This is a genomic window from Paenibacillus sp. J22FR83, assembly GCF_059691955.1.
In genome coordinates this window covers 192,762-210,985 of record NZ_JCAUAM010000009.1, presented here as the reverse complement: position 1 = coordinate 210,985, position 18,224 = coordinate 192,762, and the positions used below count along the sequence as shown (strand labels likewise).

Annotated in this window: 10 protein-coding genes and 1 pseudogene; 1 reads left to right on the top strand and 10 read right to left on the bottom strand. The window is 47.9% G+C overall.

The genetic code is table 11. The features are described 5' to 3' along the window. Positions 1-181 precede the first annotated feature (181 nt). The 10 genes and pseudogenes from AC58PV_RS18015 to AC58PV_RS17970 all read right to left on the bottom strand — a co-directional run bounded on the left by AC58PV_RS18015 (position 182) and on the right by AC58PV_RS17970 (position 16,886). A complete protein-coding gene (locus tag AC58PV_RS18015) occupies positions 182-1,297 on the bottom strand; it encodes a glycoside hydrolase family 88/105 protein (RefSeq protein WP_497433616.1) in 1,116 nt (371 codons plus the stop codon). A 105-nt stretch (positions 1,298-1,402) separates the two neighbouring features. After that, complete coding sequence (locus tag AC58PV_RS18010) at positions 1,403-3,037, bottom strand: extracellular solute-binding protein (RefSeq protein ID WP_497433615.1); 1,635 nt, start codon at positions 3,035-3,037, stop codon at positions 1,403-1,405. 41 nt (positions 3,038-3,078) lie between these two features. Next, entirely contained in the window at positions 3,079-3,951 is an 873-nt protein-coding gene (locus tag AC58PV_RS18005) for a carbohydrate ABC transporter permease (protein WP_497433613.1), read from the bottom strand. Between the two features lie 19 nt (positions 3,952-3,970). Continuing rightward, positions 3,971-4,927 carry an ABC transporter permease gene (locus AC58PV_RS18000; RefSeq protein WP_497433612.1) on the bottom strand — a complete coding sequence of 319 codons (957 nt, stop codon included), beginning with the start codon at positions 4,925-4,927 and terminating at the stop codon, positions 3,971-3,973. Positions 4,928-5,194: 267 nt separating this feature from the next. Continuing rightward, positions 5,195-8,695 carry an Ig-like domain-containing protein gene (locus AC58PV_RS17995; RefSeq protein WP_497433742.1) on the bottom strand — a complete coding sequence of 1,167 codons (3,501 nt, stop codon included), beginning with the start codon at positions 8,693-8,695 and terminating at the stop codon, positions 5,195-5,197. 105 nt (positions 8,696-8,800) lie between these two features. Then, a pseudogene (locus tag AC58PV_RS17990) lies at positions 8,801-9,658 on the bottom strand (glycoside hydrolase family 43 protein); the annotation flags it as partial. Between the two features lie 214 nt (positions 9,659-9,872). After that, entirely contained in the window at positions 9,873-15,119 is a 5,247-nt protein-coding gene (locus tag AC58PV_RS17985) for an S-layer homology domain-containing protein (RefSeq protein ID WP_497433610.1), read from the bottom strand. 371 nt (positions 15,120-15,490) lie between these two features. Next, positions 15,491-15,667 (bottom strand): ADP-ribosylglycohydrolase family protein, encoded by a 177-nt coding sequence (locus tag AC58PV_RS17980; RefSeq protein ID WP_497433609.1) that lies wholly within the window; start codon positions 15,665-15,667, stop codon positions 15,491-15,493. A gap of 46 nt (positions 15,668-15,713) precedes the next feature. Next, positions 15,714-16,142 (bottom strand): GNAT family N-acetyltransferase, encoded by a 429-nt coding sequence (locus AC58PV_RS17975; RefSeq protein WP_497433608.1) that lies wholly within the window; start codon positions 16,140-16,142, stop codon positions 15,714-15,716. Between the two features lie 204 nt (positions 16,143-16,346). Then, positions 16,347-16,886: a DUF2199 domain-containing protein gene (locus AC58PV_RS17970; RefSeq protein WP_497433607.1), complete on the bottom strand. Its 540-nt coding sequence runs from the start codon at positions 16,884-16,886 to the stop codon at positions 16,347-16,349. Between the two features lie 311 nt (positions 16,887-17,197). On the opposite strand from AC58PV_RS17970, the gene AC58PV_RS17965 reads away from it, so the two are divergent. Beyond that, a complete protein-coding gene (locus AC58PV_RS17965) occupies positions 17,198-18,223 on the top strand; it encodes a deaminase domain-containing protein (protein WP_497433605.1) in 1,026 nt (341 codons plus the stop codon). The last annotated feature ends 1 nt before the right edge of the window (position 18,224 follow it).

Sequence of the window (18,224 nt, the reverse complement as noted above, 5' to 3'; positions counted from 1 at the left end):
AAAGCTGCCCTTAATCTTTCCAGCTATATTACCCGGCCAGCTTGTGGGATACAGTCAGCTCCCCTCCCCCCTTGAATTTCATACTGTATTATAAAACGCTTCCTTCCAAGTAAACAAGGTTTTCATTTTACCTGTCTACGTAAGAAGAAAGCGGATCATGCTCCGGTCCGGTTTACCCCTATTATGTTAAAGCTTCATACAAGGCAATAAGGGCAAGGGACTGCCCGTATGCCATCGGCATGATGGTAATATTTTTATAATGATCCTTATCCATTCCCATACCGGTTCCAGCTGACACATTCAGCACAGTTCCATCCCCGCTAATATTTTGACAAACCGCCTGGATGGCCTTATCTGCAACAGTCTGATAGGAGGAATCCAAAATGCCGGCTTTTATACCTTTTAGAATACCCGCAGCAATTGCGGCAGATCCGGATACCTCTTCATAGCTGGTGATGTCCTGCAGGACTGTGTGCCAAAGACCGGAAGCGGCCTGGAGCGGAACGAGCGCATTGATCTGAGCTTTATACGTATCAACTAGAAATTGACGGACGCCTGGGTTAATCGTATCCTGACAAGTTTCCAGGTAATCCACCAGGCCGTAGGTAAACCAGGAATTGCCACGGCACCAGAAGATGCTGCCAAAATTATCATTGCGCTCGAAACTCCAGCCGTGGAAGAACAGTCCGGTATGTTTGTCAAACAAGTACTTGATATGGAGCAGAATCTGGTGTGCGGCTTCTTCCTCCCACTCCGGTCGATTAAACTTTCGCCCAGCCTGGTTCAGAAACAAAACCGCCATGAAGAGCGTATCAATCCATAGCTGCCCATTGTGCAAGTGGACGCCATCCCGGTTGCCAATTGCAGTGACTGTATGCTGGAAGCCGCCTTCTTTGGTTTTGGGCAGCTCATGAACGAGCCAATCCGCGTGATCCCGGCATAGTTGTTCCAACTGGTTAGATGGCTCCAACTGATCTAGGAGCATCACCAAAGCCAGATAAGGGGCGGTCGTATTAATGTTTTTGGAGGGCAGTCCCACTTCCAAATTGCGGGAATACCAGTTCATAAAAAACGCCGTATATCGGTGATCGCTGTAATGCTTCTGCAGCTTGTACAGACCATAAAGGCCAACCCCCTGGGGCCAGTCCCATTCTTCAATTCCGAAATCCCGTTGGACAATTCCTTTCCTTGTATCGGCCTGGACTACGGTTTTATCCTTTTCATAGTCGCTGCCTCCCAAATTCAAAAGCTTGTCCACGACTAGTTCGATTTTTTGAAGCAGCATCTCATTTGTCATGATTCATATACTCCTTCTCATATTAAATGGTCCTAAAGCAAACTTGGCTCAGCCTTTGCCGAACCAAGTCCTCATTCATCTTACTTATTCTAGGCTCTTCAACCTTTACTTGTGTTGGGAGCGGACCATCTCCAGGATATCCTTACCCAGGAAAGCTCTGTCCTTATTTTCTTTGTACCAGGTATTCATGAACTCCTCAATCTGTTTGCCGCCGCCTCTTTCCCAGGCAGCTTTGGTATCTGCAATGGCCTGCTCAGGGGTATATTTGGCCCCGCCGATAATGCCTTTAGCATAGATGTCCTTCATTTCCTTGTCGACATTCGTATTGATCACAACCAACTCGCTCGGCAAGTTAGGCATATGTTCGTAGTGACTTAGTGCGGGATACTGGGCATCGGGATTAAGCAGAAATTCGTCAGCTTTCTTCAGCATTTCCAGTCCTGCCTTCTGAATAGGATCACTCACGTCGAACGCAGTGATGGAAGTCAGAAGTGGATTCTCGGGGAACGAGTAGAACATAGTGTAGTCCATGGCCCAGTCCAGTTCCTTGGCATTCTTTGCTGGATCAATGACCTTAGGAAAGCCGTCCGTACCTTTTTTCCAATGCTCTCCCTCCACGCCTTTTCTCAGAATCAGACCGTTCTCCGGCTTGATTATGAAGTTAATATATTCCATAGCGGCCTTGGGATTTTTGGCAGCAGCATTAATCACCGTCGTCATCTGAATCGGATTGACGACATGATGAACGAATTGCCCCATGGGAGACTTGGGCTGCGCCATCGGCGCAATCTCCGCCTCTGGAACCACCTTTCGGAGCGTTTGGAGGTCTGTTACAGTACTCTCAAACCAGGAGCTGACAACAGGCGGAAGATAAATGCCTATTTTTCCGTTCAGATAATCCTGCTTAGCTTTGGCCCCATTCTTGTCCGCCAAGTAATCCTTATCGATAAGCCCTTCCTCAAATAACCTTTTCTTGAATTTAAGAGACTCCAGCGTGTTGTCCCAAGTCCTGATAATTTTGTCATCACTGGAGATTTTCCAGCCGTACGATCCGAACATGGAATCCACCATGCCGTCCGAGGTGTAGCTCATATTGGTTCCATAAGTATCCTTTTTCCCGTTGCCGTCAGGGTCCTGCTCAACGAATGCTTTCAGAACGACAAGCAATTCCTCGGTGGTCTTCGGAACCTCTAGCTTCAGCTTTTTCAGCCAATCCATCCGGATAAAGGCTACACTCTGTAGATGCGGCTCATTAATTTTACCGATCTCGTAAAGCTTGCCGTCTGCCTTGGTGCCTATTTTGCGGAGCTGAGGGTACTTTTCCAGCAGCTTCTGGTATTCTGGTGCATATTGCAAGTAATCGTCCAAAGGCATCAATTGCTTCTGCTGGTACAGGGAATTCCGAAAACCCGTATCAAAATCATTGACAATATCCGGCGCACTGCCCGATGCGAACAGCACATTCAGCTTCTTGACTGACTCTGCCCGGGCCACAGGCACATACTTGGCCGTAACGGGAGAATGTTCATTGATCCACTTGGTCCAACGGTTCTCCTCCACCGTTCCCTCCGTTGCGGGAATATTGCCCCTGTCATAGTTGGAAACGGTAATTATCGCTTTGGCTTGTCCCTTTGTCCCCTCTTCCTTTTGACTGCAACCAACTGCCCCTGCTGCCATAACCGCCGAAAGTCCAAGTGCCAACGTGATCTTCATTCTTGGTGCGGATGTTTGTCTAAACATGTGGAACCCTCCTCAATCTATAATTAATTTCGTTATTGCCGCTAACCTTTGATAGAGCCAAGCATAATACCTTTGACAAAATACTTCTGCAGGAACGGGTATACCACCAGCATGGGCACAACCATAACCATAACCCCAACTGCTTTCAGCTTTTCGGATACCATTTCCTGCTGCTGCATCATATCCATGGCCGACATATTAAAGTTCCCTTGAATTTGCAGCATTCCCTGAACGATAACAGTAAGATTTTGCAAATTCGTCTTACTGATATAAAGAATAACGCTCATGAACATGTTCCAGTAGCCCACCCCGTAGAATAACGTCAGCGTAGCCAGCATGGGAAGAGACAAGGGCAATATGATACGCAACAGCAGCTGGACCTCGCCGCAGCCGTCAATCTGGGCGGAATCCACCACTTCTCCCGGAGTGCTCTCAAAATAGCTTTTCATAATCAGCATGTTATAGGTGCTAATCAGCCCACCAAGCCAAAGCGACCAGTATGTATTCGTCAAATGCAGGCTATTGATGACCAGATAAATCGGGATCATGCCTCCGCTAAAGAGCATGGTGAACAATGCGGCTGTTGTGATCGGCTTGCGAGCGTAGAGGTAACGGCGGGATAAGGGATAGGCCGTCAGCACTGTAGCCAGCATACTCAAGGCCGTTCCGCATAAAGTAATGATCACGCTGTTGCTAAAGGCGCGCAAGGCCGGTGTATTCTCAAAAAAGTATCTATAAACGGTGAAGTCAAGCCCCACCGGCCAGAACCAAACCTGACCCAAGTCAACCGCATGTCCCGAGCTCACGGACAGCGCAATCAAATGCAGGAAAGGCAGGATGCAGGTGAGTGAAATAATGATTAATACCACGTGAATAAAGCTTACGAAAATTTTACCACCTGTGGATTCCCTCAAGAGGAATTCCCTCCTTTCTTCAGAATAATCCCTGATCAAATTTACGGGCCAATGCATTGGCCGACAGCACAAGCACCAGGCCGACAAAGGATTCAAACAAGCCCATGGCTGTGGTCAGACCAAACTGCGCCTGCTGCAGCCCCACTTTGTACACATAAGTACTGATGACTTCCGCATTCTGCATGACAGTGGGATTCTGCAAGTTGTAAACCTGGTCAAACCCAACTTCCATCAGACGGCCCATTCCAAGAATCAGCAGTAGGATAATCGTAGGACGAATGCCCGGCAAGGTGATATGCCAAATCTGCCTAAGCTTGCCTGCACCGTCAAGCCCCGCGGATTCATACAAGCTGGGGTCAATGCCGGAGAGAGCGGCGAGATAGATAATAGCGCCGAAGCCCATCTCCTTCCACATGCCGGAGCCGACAAAGATGGCGATCCATGAGTTTGCACGGTACAGGAAAGGTACTTTCTCCATCCCCCAATGGCTCAACAACTTGTTGATGGTACCGCCATCGATGGAGAACAGGGTCAGAATAATACCTGCAACGATAACCCAGGACAAAAAGTGAGGCAAATAAATAATGGTTTGAATCCAGCGCTTTAACCAGCTCTTCCGGACCTCATTCAAGGCAATGGCGATAATAATCGGCGCAGGGAAACCGAAGACCAGATTCAGAACGCTCAGGGTAAGGGTATTCCAAATAATTTGCAGCGTGACGCGGGACTGGAATAAAATCTCGAAATATTTCCACCCGACCCACGGGCTTGACCATATGCCATCGTGAAAATTGTAGTTTTTGAAAGCAATTACAAGACCGCCCATTGGCAAGTAGCGGAATATCAGATAATAAAGCACTCCCGGTATAAGCATGACAAATAGCGGAATATTTTGCCGAAACCGCTTTGTCTGATAAAAAGCCTCTTTGGCTGCCGGTGCCCTATCCGTTCCTACGACGGCAGGCGTTGTTTTCATGGCTCCCCCTTCTTCCTGCTGAAAGTTTTTATTAGATGTGATGCTTATAATGTACCGCGGTTCGTCTATTCCGAGCCTTAAGAATCTTTAGGTCTTTCTGTGCGATTTTTGTTTCTCCTTCCAACGAGAGGAAGTCTCCCCGAAATGGCAACATCCTCGTGCGTAGCCCTTCTTAGCTGAACAGTACTAAATCTGCGAAAAAAAACCAAGGGGCCGAGCGGATGTTCCCGCTTGGCTCCTTGGTTTCCTGTTAACTACTCTACCACTTTAGTTGTTGCGCCACGATATAAAACGTGCGAGCATGGCGGATAACTCCGCCCGTGAGACAATACCGGCAGGCTCCAGAAGGTTCCCCGGCTTGCCGTTAAGAATATCTGCCGATACAGCCCAATTGATGGCATCATTTGCCCAGGCGGACACTTCCTCGCTGTCGGCAAAGCTCTTGCCATTGTTCTTATCAGCCGGCTGTCCAGCGTAACGGTACAGGACAGTAATCAGTTGTTCCCGAGTGATGGAAGCTTCAGGGGTATTACCATCGCTGATCCCGGATGTAGTAGCCCAGTCTTTCGCCTTGCTGTACCAATATTCCCCACCTTCGGTATCAACTCCGTGCAAGCGGGCCAGCACGGTAAATAACATGGCCCGGCTCAAGGATACGTCGGGAGCGAAGACTCCCTGCTCCATTCCGAGCAGCCATCCCCGGCTTGCTGTGAAGGCAATCTCCTCCGCAGCCCAATGGCTGTTAAGGACATCCTGGAAAACAACTTTATTGTCGACCAGCTTCACCGTCATATTGCCCTTAGCTGTAAAGCTCAATCCAGCTTCGGTGATAACGGTTCCGATCACTTCCTTGGTTCCGTTTTCCCGCATTGCAAAAGCCACCGTGGAAGCAGAAGCATTCTTAAAGGGAATTGTGACCCTCGCTTGCGCGACGCCTTGGGGCAGATGGACAGACGCCGTTACACCACCTAGAGAAGACGTGGCAGTCTCAACCTTGACTCCCTGTTTATCCGTGGTGACGGAACGGCTGCTTCCATCGGGCATGTTCACGGTCTCGCGCTTGCTCCCGTTCTGCTTGGTGACAACCTCAGTAATTGTGCCATTGCGTTCTTTCGTTATAACTTCACGGTCGCCATTCAGCCAGACCGTAGTCTCCGTCACCGTACCGGTTGTTTGATCGGTGATACTGGTGGTCATGCTGCCATCCGCGTTTGTGACTCCAGAAGATGGCGTAGTTGGGGCGATGGGATTGCTGCCGTCAATTTGGGGCTCTCCTCCGCCGCTTCCACCACCGCCGTTATCATATACACCTACAGTTACAACACAAGAAGCTGTGAAGCCTTCATCTTCCGTGGTTACCTTAATAACGGCTATACCTGCGGCATGAACCGTCACAAGTCCATGTCCATCCACTGTAGCTACAGTCGGATTGGAACTGCTCCAGGTCACCGTCTTGTTAGCTGCGTCAACGGGCTCTACATTTGCGGTGAGCTGGACATACGAGTTTCCATAGTTGGTATACAGTTGAGCGATGGTCTGATTCAGGCTCACCCCGGTGACATGCACCGGCTGAGTATAGACCGTAATGGTCAAAACCACATGAGGACTAGCTTTATGAGTAACCGTCTCAGAGTAACGAACCCAATACGTCCCGGGCGAGAGATTTGCGATGGTATCCCCTTCGACACTCAACCAGGTGCTCCCGTTGTCGGAGGACCACTCCATGGAGGAGGTTACTCCGGTAATGGATCCATCATTGGCCCCAACCGCTGATTCATTGGTATGCTTGAGCCTCTCGGGCGCAGCCTTCGGTCCTCCGGTAACCATCGCTTTAAAATCGTCAAAATCGATGGAGGCGTTGGCATAGCCATCGATGCCGAACCGCTGGCCGCTCAGCTTGTCGCCGCCTGTATGGCGAAAATTGTAGTCGGTGGCCACCTCGACATCGTCTATATAGACGGTATAAGTCTTGGCGTCCTCGTTTGCCACCATTTTGATTGTATACCATGTGTTGTACTGAAAGTCTTTGACTTTGACCTTCGTAGACGGCCCGTTTTGGACTATAATTTTACCCGTATCAAAAGCCGTGACCATGGTATAATTGCCCGTACCGCTGTCATTTCGTATCATGGCACCATTGGCGTACTGGAAACTGGTGTTTAGTCTGGCGCGATATTCAATGACGATGCGCTCGTCCCCCTCAGCCTTTACCTCGCCTGCATACGGCAGGAACAAGTTTGCCTTGCCCGAAGTAGCGGTTGTGGTCAGCCTGAGGAATTTATTCCCGGCCTCTTCCTGCACAGTTGCGGTAGCCCCATTGGTCAGATCTTCGGTGGTAATGCCATAAGGGTACTTGCCAACCGTATCCCCAGAGAAATCCCGGTAAGCATTATAGATGACGCCGTCCTGAATACTGTTCAGCGAATTTAACAAAGCTGTTTCCTCTTGAGCAAGCTTATTCAGTTCCTCGTCAAACTGTTCTTTGCTCAGATCGGCGTTTACGGCCATCTCTTCCGCCTTGTTGACTTCGGCCACTAAGGAATCATACTTGGATTGGCTATAGTTGCCCAGCCCATCGCCCAAAGGATAAGAGAAGTTAGCCAACTTGTTGCGGAATTGATTCACAATCTCGTCAAGGCCCCATCCCGGAATGACGTTTACGGCAATGGTGGAAGGAACATCACGGCCATCCAGCTTCAGTGTGACAGGCACCTGAACAGTGCCAAGCGAACTGAAATCAAGCCCCTCGCGCTCCCAGTTGGCAACCTCGGCCTTCTTCGATTGGCTGTTGTAGACAACATCAACAACGCTTGGCAGCTTAGGGGTCGCCCCGGAAGGAACCTTTACTACAGTGGCAACCTCAACCACATCAGATGCTGCAATAACGGTCAAGTTGAGCGTTGCTTTCTTGCCGTTGTATTCGGCTGTAAGAAGCGCTGTTCCCGGTTTAATCGTATATACCGATTGGGTCACGGAATCCGCTTCAATCCTGACCACCCCAGGATCGCTGCTGGTAAGTTGGGTTGCCGCTGTCACATCATGCACCTCGTAGTTGTTATAGCGTGCCATTACCTGCAATGACGCGCTTGACTGCCCACTGGTCAGTATTCTTTCCAATCCACTGATGGCAACGGACTGAACAGCTTTAGGCTCCGCAGCTACGGAAACCGTGGCTGTGGCCGTTCTTCCATTAGATGTGGCGGTGATTGTTGCATTGCCAGCACTTACAGCCTTTACCCTAACGCCACCGTCAATTACGGCGACCTTCGTATCGGAAGAACTGAAGATTGCTCCTGTGTCAACAGCAGTATAAGTAGTGCCTGTTACGGTATACAGGGGCAAGCTGCGGGTTTCACCCAACCCCAGCGTGTACCCCGGGGCATCGAATAACAGTTCCGATGCATTCAGTTTAAATATATCCATGCTGTCGATTTCGGCAAGGTTGTTCCCCTTCGAGAAGCGGAGGACATTGTTGCCTTCTCTAAGATAGACTTTCGCCGAAGAGAGACCCCAGCGATTCAAGCCGGAATAAACGATGTTCAAATTGACGCCAGAGCTCCCATTAATCGACAAGATATGGGAAGCATCTGCCGCATTGGGTGAGCCGTTGGCATTGCGCACAGACAGCAAATAAAATCCCGCCTCCGGCACGTTTACGGTAAACTGGGCATAATCGTTGGCGTTCTTGATATTGGCGATCTTCCTCCCGCCGGAAGCGGTGCTTTCCAACCGAACAGCAGGAGAAGTTTCACCGCCAGGAGCTTTCACCAACAGTGCGTTTTCCGCTTCATAGCGCTTCCGCGCCGGCTCGCCCGAAGGTAGAGCAATCGGTATGTTCGGATCGGCGGGCTCTCCTAGGTTCGGCGTATTGTCTGCTTTCCAAGTAAATTTCTGCGTTTGGACTTTTCGAGTCCAACCCGCTCCCGACCAGCGGGCGGCATGGTAGATGATCCAGTCCTCTGTGCCATCAGGAGACGTGACAATGCTGTGGTGACCAGGGCCGTAAACGCCATTGGCTCCGGAGAAGATCGGCGTGTCTTTTTTCACCCAGGAGTCGGGATTCATCAAATCGTCGCCGATCTTGGCCGTGATCAGCCCGAGGCAATAACTGTCTGTCCAGCTTCCGTTTGCAGAATAGACTAGATTAATCGTGTCGCCCTTGATCGTCACTTCTGGACCTTCATTGATTCTGGCCGGGGACGATTCCCAATCATATTCAGACGTCGAGAGCAATACCCGTTCTGAACTGATGGTCCGTGGGTCACTCATCTGCGCCATATATAAATTTTGGAAGCTTCCGTCCGTTTCTTCCCAACCGGACCAGATGAAATAGTGTTTCTCATTTACAGTCAGCACAGTGCCGTCAATCGCCCAACGGTCGGTAGAATCAGTTATCTTCCCCTTGAACTCCCAGGTGCCGGTCAACGGATTTTCACTTTCGTTCTCCAGCACGTACATGCGGTGGTTTGCGTTAGTTCCGTTGTCAGCCGCAAAGTAAATATACCATTTGGATTTGCCGTCGGTATCTTTGAGATAATGCATTTCAGGCGCCCAAACATTGGAGCTGTACATGGTGCCCTTAACTGGCGTCCAGGCAATGCCCCTCTCGCCAGCCTCAATGCCGGTGATCGTTTTCGCTCTGCGGATCACGATACCACTAGAGTTGGCAAATACGTTGTAATAGTAGCCGTCGGTGTGCTTGTAAACCCAGGGATCGGCTCCTGTCTGCATGATTACATTGTAGAAATCCGACACATTCTTTCCCTCCTGCGCATATGCCGAATCCGTCTTAGTTGTCTTCGGTTCTGCCGCCGCAGCCAATCCGCTCCATTGCGGCAGCATCAGCAGTACTGCAAGACAAAGCAACAGATGTCTGAATTGTTTTTTGACCATGTACAATCCTCCTTGGAATCCTATTATCCTGTTGTCAATGGCGTTCCGTCTTCTATTGTCTGTTGTGCAGCATGTTCAGCATCACTCTGATTGCCTCTGCTCTTGTTGTTTGATCGCCTGGAGCGAATCGGTTTCCTTCTTCGCCTTCAATAATGCCCCGCTTGCTCAAGTTTGCAACGGCACCCTTCGCCCAGTCAGGAATAACCGTGTCATCCGCAAACTCTGTTGTTGTTGCCTTTTCGTCTGACTGATCCAGGGCATTGGCAATCATCTTAGCCATCTCACTGCGGGTAATCTCAGCATCCGGACGGAAGGAACCATCCTCGTAACCGGTAATGATCCCTCTTTGCACCGCTTGCGCCACGGCATTCAGCGCCCACACGCCTATCTTCTCCTTATCGGTGAACGTTAGTTGTGCGCTGTAGATGGGGTTCCCTTGCAACTTGAGCGCATTAATGAGCATGGCGGCAAACTCAGCGCGTGTTACGGCTCGATCCGGTTTGAACGTACCGTCCGGATAACCGCTAACGATTCCTAGATCAATCGCTTGTTTGACATCGGACTCCGCCCAGTGTGCCGCCAGGTCACTCAAGTTGAGCGTCGCTTTCGAATCGATCAGGTTTGGTGCCTGATCGACGCCGAATACCGCAAACTTGGCAACGTTGTTCACCTTCACGGTAATGGAAGTGGTCTCACTGACCTGCCCGCCTATTTCCATCCAGTTTTTTCGTATTTCGTCATAGAAGAATACAGTCGGCTTTTGACCCATCTTTAATTTGCTCGGATCGAAAATAATGGACACAGTGATCTCCTTATCGAAATTTCCTGGGAAGTCCTTCCTAATCTCGAACACCGGACTGAGCATTGCATCTTTGACTGCAAGCAACTTTTGTGTGTCTGTTACCTTGCTGATGATAAGTTGGAATTCCTTTCGAGAAGCACCGGCAGGGATCTCGATCTTAATCTCATCACCTATGCCGAATTTGCCATTCTTATCTGCTTGAACCGTAAATTCGCTGTTATTCGCTGGAATAACGCCTTCGCTCGTTGGTGTTGCTGGTGAACTATCTTCGGAAGAATCCCCACCATACGAACCTCCCCCAGAAGAACCACCCGAATTCTCAACCTTCCATTGCGCATACAGAGTCAGGTTCGCCCCGCCTATTGTGAATACCTGGCCTTCCGTGTAGCTGGTTCCGCTGCCATCCGCCCGTACATTCCAGCCAGCAAAGAAATAGCCCGGCTTCTTCAGATTGCCTGTATTGCCATAGACCGATACCGAGACGCCCTGCCCATAACTGCTATCATCTACCGGCGCAAGACCGCTTTCTGCGCCGTTGCCGTTATAGGTAACACTGTAGGACTGCGTTCCGAATATCGCAGTGATCATCACCGCTTCGTCTGGCATGGTGAAGGTATTGCCAGTCACATTTAGTCCACTCGGACTATTCACCTGCCAGCCCTTGAAGAACTGGCCAGGATCTGGTGTAGCGGTCAAGGTAATCGCCGTATCTTTGACCGCTGACGATACATTGGCGCTAGCAGTGCCATGCCCCTCGGTTGTCACTGTAATCCTATGGTTAGCCAAAGCATAGCTGTCCACCACATTGACACTTAACACAGCCGGATTCCCCTGATTAAACAGGATAGAGAAGTCCGCCTTATCACCGCTCTGCAACCCCAGCCCGGCCATAGTCTCGCGCTTGATGGTCAACATATCCCCATTGACCGTATAACCGTCTGTTCCCAATGTGCCATTATATACGACACCTGTTACTGTTGCTGTGTACACCACCCCGGTAACAGTCTGGGCTTCATTCCATATGATGCTGGCGCTTATATCCCCAGGAACATAAAGATCGAAGGTGGCCTTTTCAGGACTAACATCCGCGTCCTTCTTGGTGACGGTAATGGTGAAGTCCTTAGAGTAGTTCACGCCAATATCGCTTCCATCTTCTATCGTAGCGGTGACAATGACTGTTCCCGCTCTTGTGGCAGACAGCACATTCCCATTCAGGATAGCTCTTGTTTGCCCGACATCCTTGATGCTCCAGGCGATACTTTTGTGCGTGGTCCAATCTGGTGAAACTGTTCCGAAGAGAGTTAGCTCCTGGCCTGCCTGCACCGCCTCCGGGACAGCAGTAATGTCTGACACCCCGTAGAAGGTATTGTCATATAGGTTGCGCAGCTCAATCTTAAACCGCTGGTGATCTTTCCCCTCGTCATCGGCCAACCGTATAACAGCGTTGTTTCCTTTGGATGCTTCATTGACCGTAATCACTTTTCCATTGCTTTTGTTGATGATTTTGTAATAATCGCCATCCTTCTCCAGACGCCACTGTTCGGTATCGGAGGGAATAGGGGCTTCCTCAATAGTCTGATTTAGAATAAGCTCCTGGATACCGGAATCAGGCTTGATATCGAGGAAACGTGCGCCACGCATAATCAGAATCCGGTAATAGCCTGTTCCCAGATCCACGAATCGCATCAATTGACTATTGGTATCGCCATTGGAAAATTGGATGACGGCCGCTCCCTGATTGTATTTCTCACCTGCCACGCTCAGCGCTTTGCCGCTATGCTTCGGCTGGATTTTCACCATCTTCTCGGGGGTAAGCTCCCTGGCCGTCGTGCTCATGAATCCACCGCTGAATTTATCCAGGATCAGGCTGTCTATATTGAGCTGGCCCGTATCCGCTTCCTCACGGCGAAATTCAATGATGTTTTTTCCTGCCTGCAGATTGACAGTCTCAGTCGCATCCATCCAGGTATCCCAATTCACTGTCGGCGGCATGGAAACTTGCTTGACCCGGTTGCCGTTTACATACAGGGTCATCGTTCGATTCGACGACTGTACGCCCGAATAACGCAAGGTTGACGTATAGGCCGCCGTATAGGGGACATTCACTTCAAATCGGACAGCATCCCCTTTTTTCTGGAATAAGCCGACATAACCGTTGCCTTCAAACCATAGACGGTCTCTGCCGATCCCCGGCGTACCTGAGAGGGTTGCCGCTTCCGCCTGATATTTCCAAGGCGTGCGTTTATTCAGATGAATATGATCGATCTGGATGACGCTTGAATCTCCGGCTGCGCTCCTATAAGCGATGCTGTTTTTCCCTTTCTTCAGGGGAACAGTCACCGTGTATTCCTTCCACATCCCAGCGCCTCCAGAGTGGGGAAGGACGATGTCCTGCACAGGCGCGCCGTTCACCTCCAACGACAATGTTTTGCCAACCTGCTCTGTGGCGTACCGCAGCTTGAGATCATAGCTGGCCGCATATTCGGCCTCCACAGAAAATTCCACGGACGAGTTCACCTGGGACAGGCCGCTCACATACCCGACTCCCGTATTGCCATCCTGAGCCTGAACGATTCCGGAATCCGCCCAGCCTGTCGTTTTGGCGGATTCCGCCTCATACGTCCAGGTCGCCGCTTCGGTAACGGTGATATAATCAAGATTCACATTCGCCGTATCGCCATTGTCATACCTATAGGTGATGACATTGCTACCTTCTTTCAAGACTAAGTTGTCATAGCGGTCGGCCCACTTATCCCATTCCTTCAGACCGAAGAAATTCGCTTGTTTGATCTTCACGCCATTCACATACATGGTCAAGGTTCGATCTTCCTCGCCTCCCGCGCCATAAGCCAGCTTGACCGAATAGCTGCCCGCGTGAGGAGCGTTTACGGTAAAACTGATCGCCGCGTTCGGCTCCGTGAACCCGTTGGCAAAACCTGAACCGCTATATCCCTCATGATTTTGAGCGATGCCCGCGCCGCCTGATAGCTCTGCGCTCTCCGCTTCATACAAGACGCTTTTCTTGGCAATGATCGCGTCTAGCCCCAATGCGCTTTTACCGGAAAGACGCACGATGTTGCTGCCTGCATGCAGCCGGATGTTGTGAACGGTTTTTAAGTCAAAGTTCAGCTTGTTCTCCGGTCCGGCATTAGACGGGAATACAAGTGCGTCCGGAGCCTCCTGGTTCACGCCCAGCTTCATGGTGATCGATTCTGGCGTATTGTTGTTGTAGCGGAAGTCCAGTGAGTAAATTCCCCCTGTACTCGTGTTGACTGTAAACTCTACAGAGTCGCTGTCATTGCCATTGCTATACCGAGCATATCGGCCTGACGAGGCATAGATGCTGTTCATTGTTGCTCTTGCAGCCCCTGATAGTTGCGCGTCTTCCGCTTCATAGACTTCGCTCTTCTCCTCCCCGGAAGGGCGGCTAAGCACGGTGCCGGGGTTGGATGGGATGCCTAGATTGATGAAGTCATTGTCGTCCCAATTGATCCGCTGGGCGCGAACTTCTCTATTCTTACCACCTTGACTATGGGTCGGTATGCCATGGTAGGTAATCCAGTCCTCTGTGCCGTCTTCGGATTTCAGAAATAACGGCGAGCCAGTCGAATAAGAACCATTTTCATCCGAACGTTTCATGATCGGCTCGGGATGTTTATTCCATGCCGCTTCATTCTCCACACTTTGGGCCAAATCAGCCCAGGACAGGCCAACCGCATAATTATCATGCGTGTAGCTGCTGGCGGAATAGGCAAAATAAACTTTACCATTCCGCTCCACCACGGCTGCGCCTTCATTAACATTATCAACATACTTCTCCCAGTCGTAGGTCGGCCTGGCCAAAGTAAACTCTTCGCCTTCCAATGTCCATGGGTTTTTCATCTTTACTATTGTGGGACACTCATCAAATCTCTCGTTCCCCGTTTTTGGATCTATATAATAAAAATATTTGGTATAAGTAAGGTACCTCTGTCCATTTATGGTTACAAAGCCGGTAGGCAGTCCATAGCTTTGCGTATTCAACAACCCCTGCTGGGGTGTAAGTCCGTCTCCATTGTCATATGTTCCCTTCAGTTCCCAGGTCCCTTCAAATGGGTCGGGCGAGCTATTCTCCAGAACATAAGAGCTGGGATGACCATAAGCAAAGCGCCCCGCTTGATCACTATTCTTCGGACCGGATGCGAAATAGATGTACCATTTGCCATCAATTCTGTGTGCATCTGGCCCCCATATAAATTCCAGGTTCTCAGGTAACTTCCATACTTCTTTACTCTTTGCGGTGGAAACGCCCAGAATGGTTTCATGCCGTTTCAATACAACATTGCCATCGCCTGCAGCGGAATAATAGTATCCATCCTCTTGCCGTTCAATGGTAGGGTCGGCTCCTTTCATCAGCGGGTTAAGATAATGAGATGATACATCCGCATAGGCGATATTGGTCAACATCATTACGATCACTACCACCAGGGGTACAGCAAACAGTCCAATCCTCCTCATTGCAACAATTTCCTCCTTTTGGGATTTTATTTGGAGTTTATTGCTGACAGGGAATGATCGCTCATAAATAAATCGCTTTCATTTCCGCTAAAAGCTTTGCTCCATGGATGCTTTCACTGTACTTTGATTCCTCCATTCCAGGCCTTAAGAATTTTTAGGTATTTCTGTATGATTTTTGTTATTTAGTTAAATCCGCTTTCAAACGGATCTTTTCATAAACTTCCCCAATAAAATTCTGGCTTTACTTCAATAACGAAAAAGGAGCTTGCCGCGAAGCAAGCCCCTCAACTATAATTTCCCGTTACTTTAATGCCGGGATTTCTTATCTTGATTGTCTGTATGGCTTAGGATTGCTACTCGAAACCCATTCCTCAAACTTTTGACCATACTTGTTCTTTCTTGTTTAGAATAGCATCAGCTATAGCTACCGTTAGAACAGTATCATCTGTAAATCTTGTAAACCTATCATAAAGCTTAAACTCAGTAGATTTGGTATTATGCCACTCAAATACGGGTCCAATTACATCCCCTATAACTGCGCCTAGCATAATTCCCCCCTAACAAAGCGAATGGCTGCACGCGGCAGCCTCTCAATTAAAAGTATTTTTTAAAACCTTTACTAACTGATCCGTCGTATCCTTCTCGTTCGAAGAACAGATGAGCTCTTTCACGGGTTGAGTTACTTAGAAGCATTATCCGATGACAATTTATTGACCTACAATAATCCTCAACATACTGTAAAAGTTGTCGTCCAACACTCTTACTTCGATGATTCTCATGAACAATAATGTTCTCGACAATGCCGTACGGTCTTGTTCCATGCAGCGCTTGGATACATATATTTAGCGTCACGGTCCCTACTATTTCACCGCCTTCATCAAAAACAAGTAAAAAGTTATTGGGGTCACTTTTGATTCTATCAATCTGCTCTTCGAGAACATCCATTTTTTTACTATTTGGCACTAACATACAATAGAGCTCGTACAATTGGTTTCTATCAGATCGTTCGGCTTCACGAATCATATCACTATCAACTCCTATATACCCATGTCAGCCAGAGCGCGTTCTCCCGCTTTGTAATACCAGAACTCAATATCAACCAGAACACCATCATGATCGAAGGGTATGTACTTTTTCATTGTCTCGTTCTCCTTTGTGAGCTTCAGCAACCATGAGTGACTCTTCAAAGCTTCTGCGAACCTTGGTTAGTTCATTATAATTAACGACCTATTCATTCATATGAAGAATACCTTCGGCTATTTCTTGAACCTGTCGCATTGTAATACCATTTCTTTGTTCGACTGCTAGTTGATGTGTTGTTGGTTCTATTTCAATAAATGGTCTAGAGCCTAATTTGCGAGTATGTATCATCGTTTTTAGATTCATAGTTTCTTCTGAGTAAGATGGGATTGAAGTTGATAACCAACCAAACATTGGTTCTAACTTCTTCTCTCTCCCCCATTTATTCCAGTACGACACTGTTTTTTCAAAGTTATCTTTACTAAGAGAAACCCAGACATCCCAAACGAAATTCCTTTTGTTATTAAGTACAGGTATTTCAATATTACCACGTATAAAGAAGTGCTCCTCGTCCATAACACATAATTCAGAATCATGTAAAAACTTAAACTTTGCTTCTCTTTCTTCTGACATAGTTTGAAACCAATAATATGGCGCATTGCTACCATAACTCATTGGAAGTCCATCATGTTTCTTTCCACAGCAAGAACAGATAAAACTATTACTACTTTTCTTAAAAAATTTCATAAGATAGATTCTTCCCTACTAATTAATATGATCATTTGGCACTTCATTCCCACCTACAAAACTTCGCACTCTCGACTGCCTAACCCCATTTATATCACTCATATAATAATAAATTATATGATCTACAAGTTACAGTCATTTCCAAATTTCCAATCAGTCCAATAGTCCTAATGCACCGTCTCCCATCACGCTAATCCTCCATCTTTGCTTCTATCCATTACGCTAAAAATACTACTTCTCGTTCATTGTTATATTATGGAATGGATGGTAGGTTATAGAGTATAATGCCATTGATTCGGGGTGATATACCTATGTTTCAACAACATTCTAAAAGTAACGTTTCCCATTCCGCGAGCAACTCGTTTAGTAGTATCATACAGAGGGCGACGGGAGGAAGAACTGGTAGCTATGTAAATCAACTGCAGCAAACCATTGGTAATAGAAGAACGATGCAGATGTTAACGTCCCAATCCAATACAGTTATTCAACGTGTTGGTGGGAAAAATACGACTGAAACGCAAGATAAGTTTTTGATGGAACTAAAAAAAGAAGTCGTGGAAGCATCAAGTGGTCATGATGATGGCCACAATTTTGCAAAAGGTAAGCTCGACTATACAGTTAGTGAAAAGAAATCAACTAAATTTGATACAGGTGTCTACAAAAGCGGTTGGAAGGTCGATAGGCCGTTGAACAAAGGGTTCGATTACCGCGATTTTGCAGAGAAAGGAAAGTATCCTTCTCAAAAAAATGATTCTGAGGTACAGATTTTTCAAGAAATTGATAATAAGCTTGTAAAAGAGAATAATCCGAACATTACTGGGGAATTAACACTAGTAAGCACAAAAGGTTCATGTACGTCTTGCCAGGTTGTAGCTCGAAAATTTAAAGACCGGTGGCCCGGAATCAACATTGACATCAATTATATAGATCCCCCTGCCGTTGTACTTAAGGATTTTGGAACAATTCATTATGGAGAAGAAGAAGACAAAGGAAATATCAACAAAGCCACAGGAATGTACAATTACAGAGTGGAATCCACTGCAGACTACGACAGGCGAAAACAAGGTGAGAAAGCACAAAAGGAAAATACGAAGCAAAGCCAAATAGATGATATCCAGCAGAAAATTCCGGACTGGATAACAGATGCAGAGTTTAAAAAATTTAAAAGTAATACAGCGTTCGGATACCTAACTGGGCTTAACAATAAGGAAAAAGCAAATCAATTTATTGATTATCTTAAATTAATGAATGATATTACTACTCCTTTTCCAAATTCACAGTGGATTAAGAATCAAAAATTTGAGTTTGAAGCACTAAGGCAGCAGTTTAAACAATAAC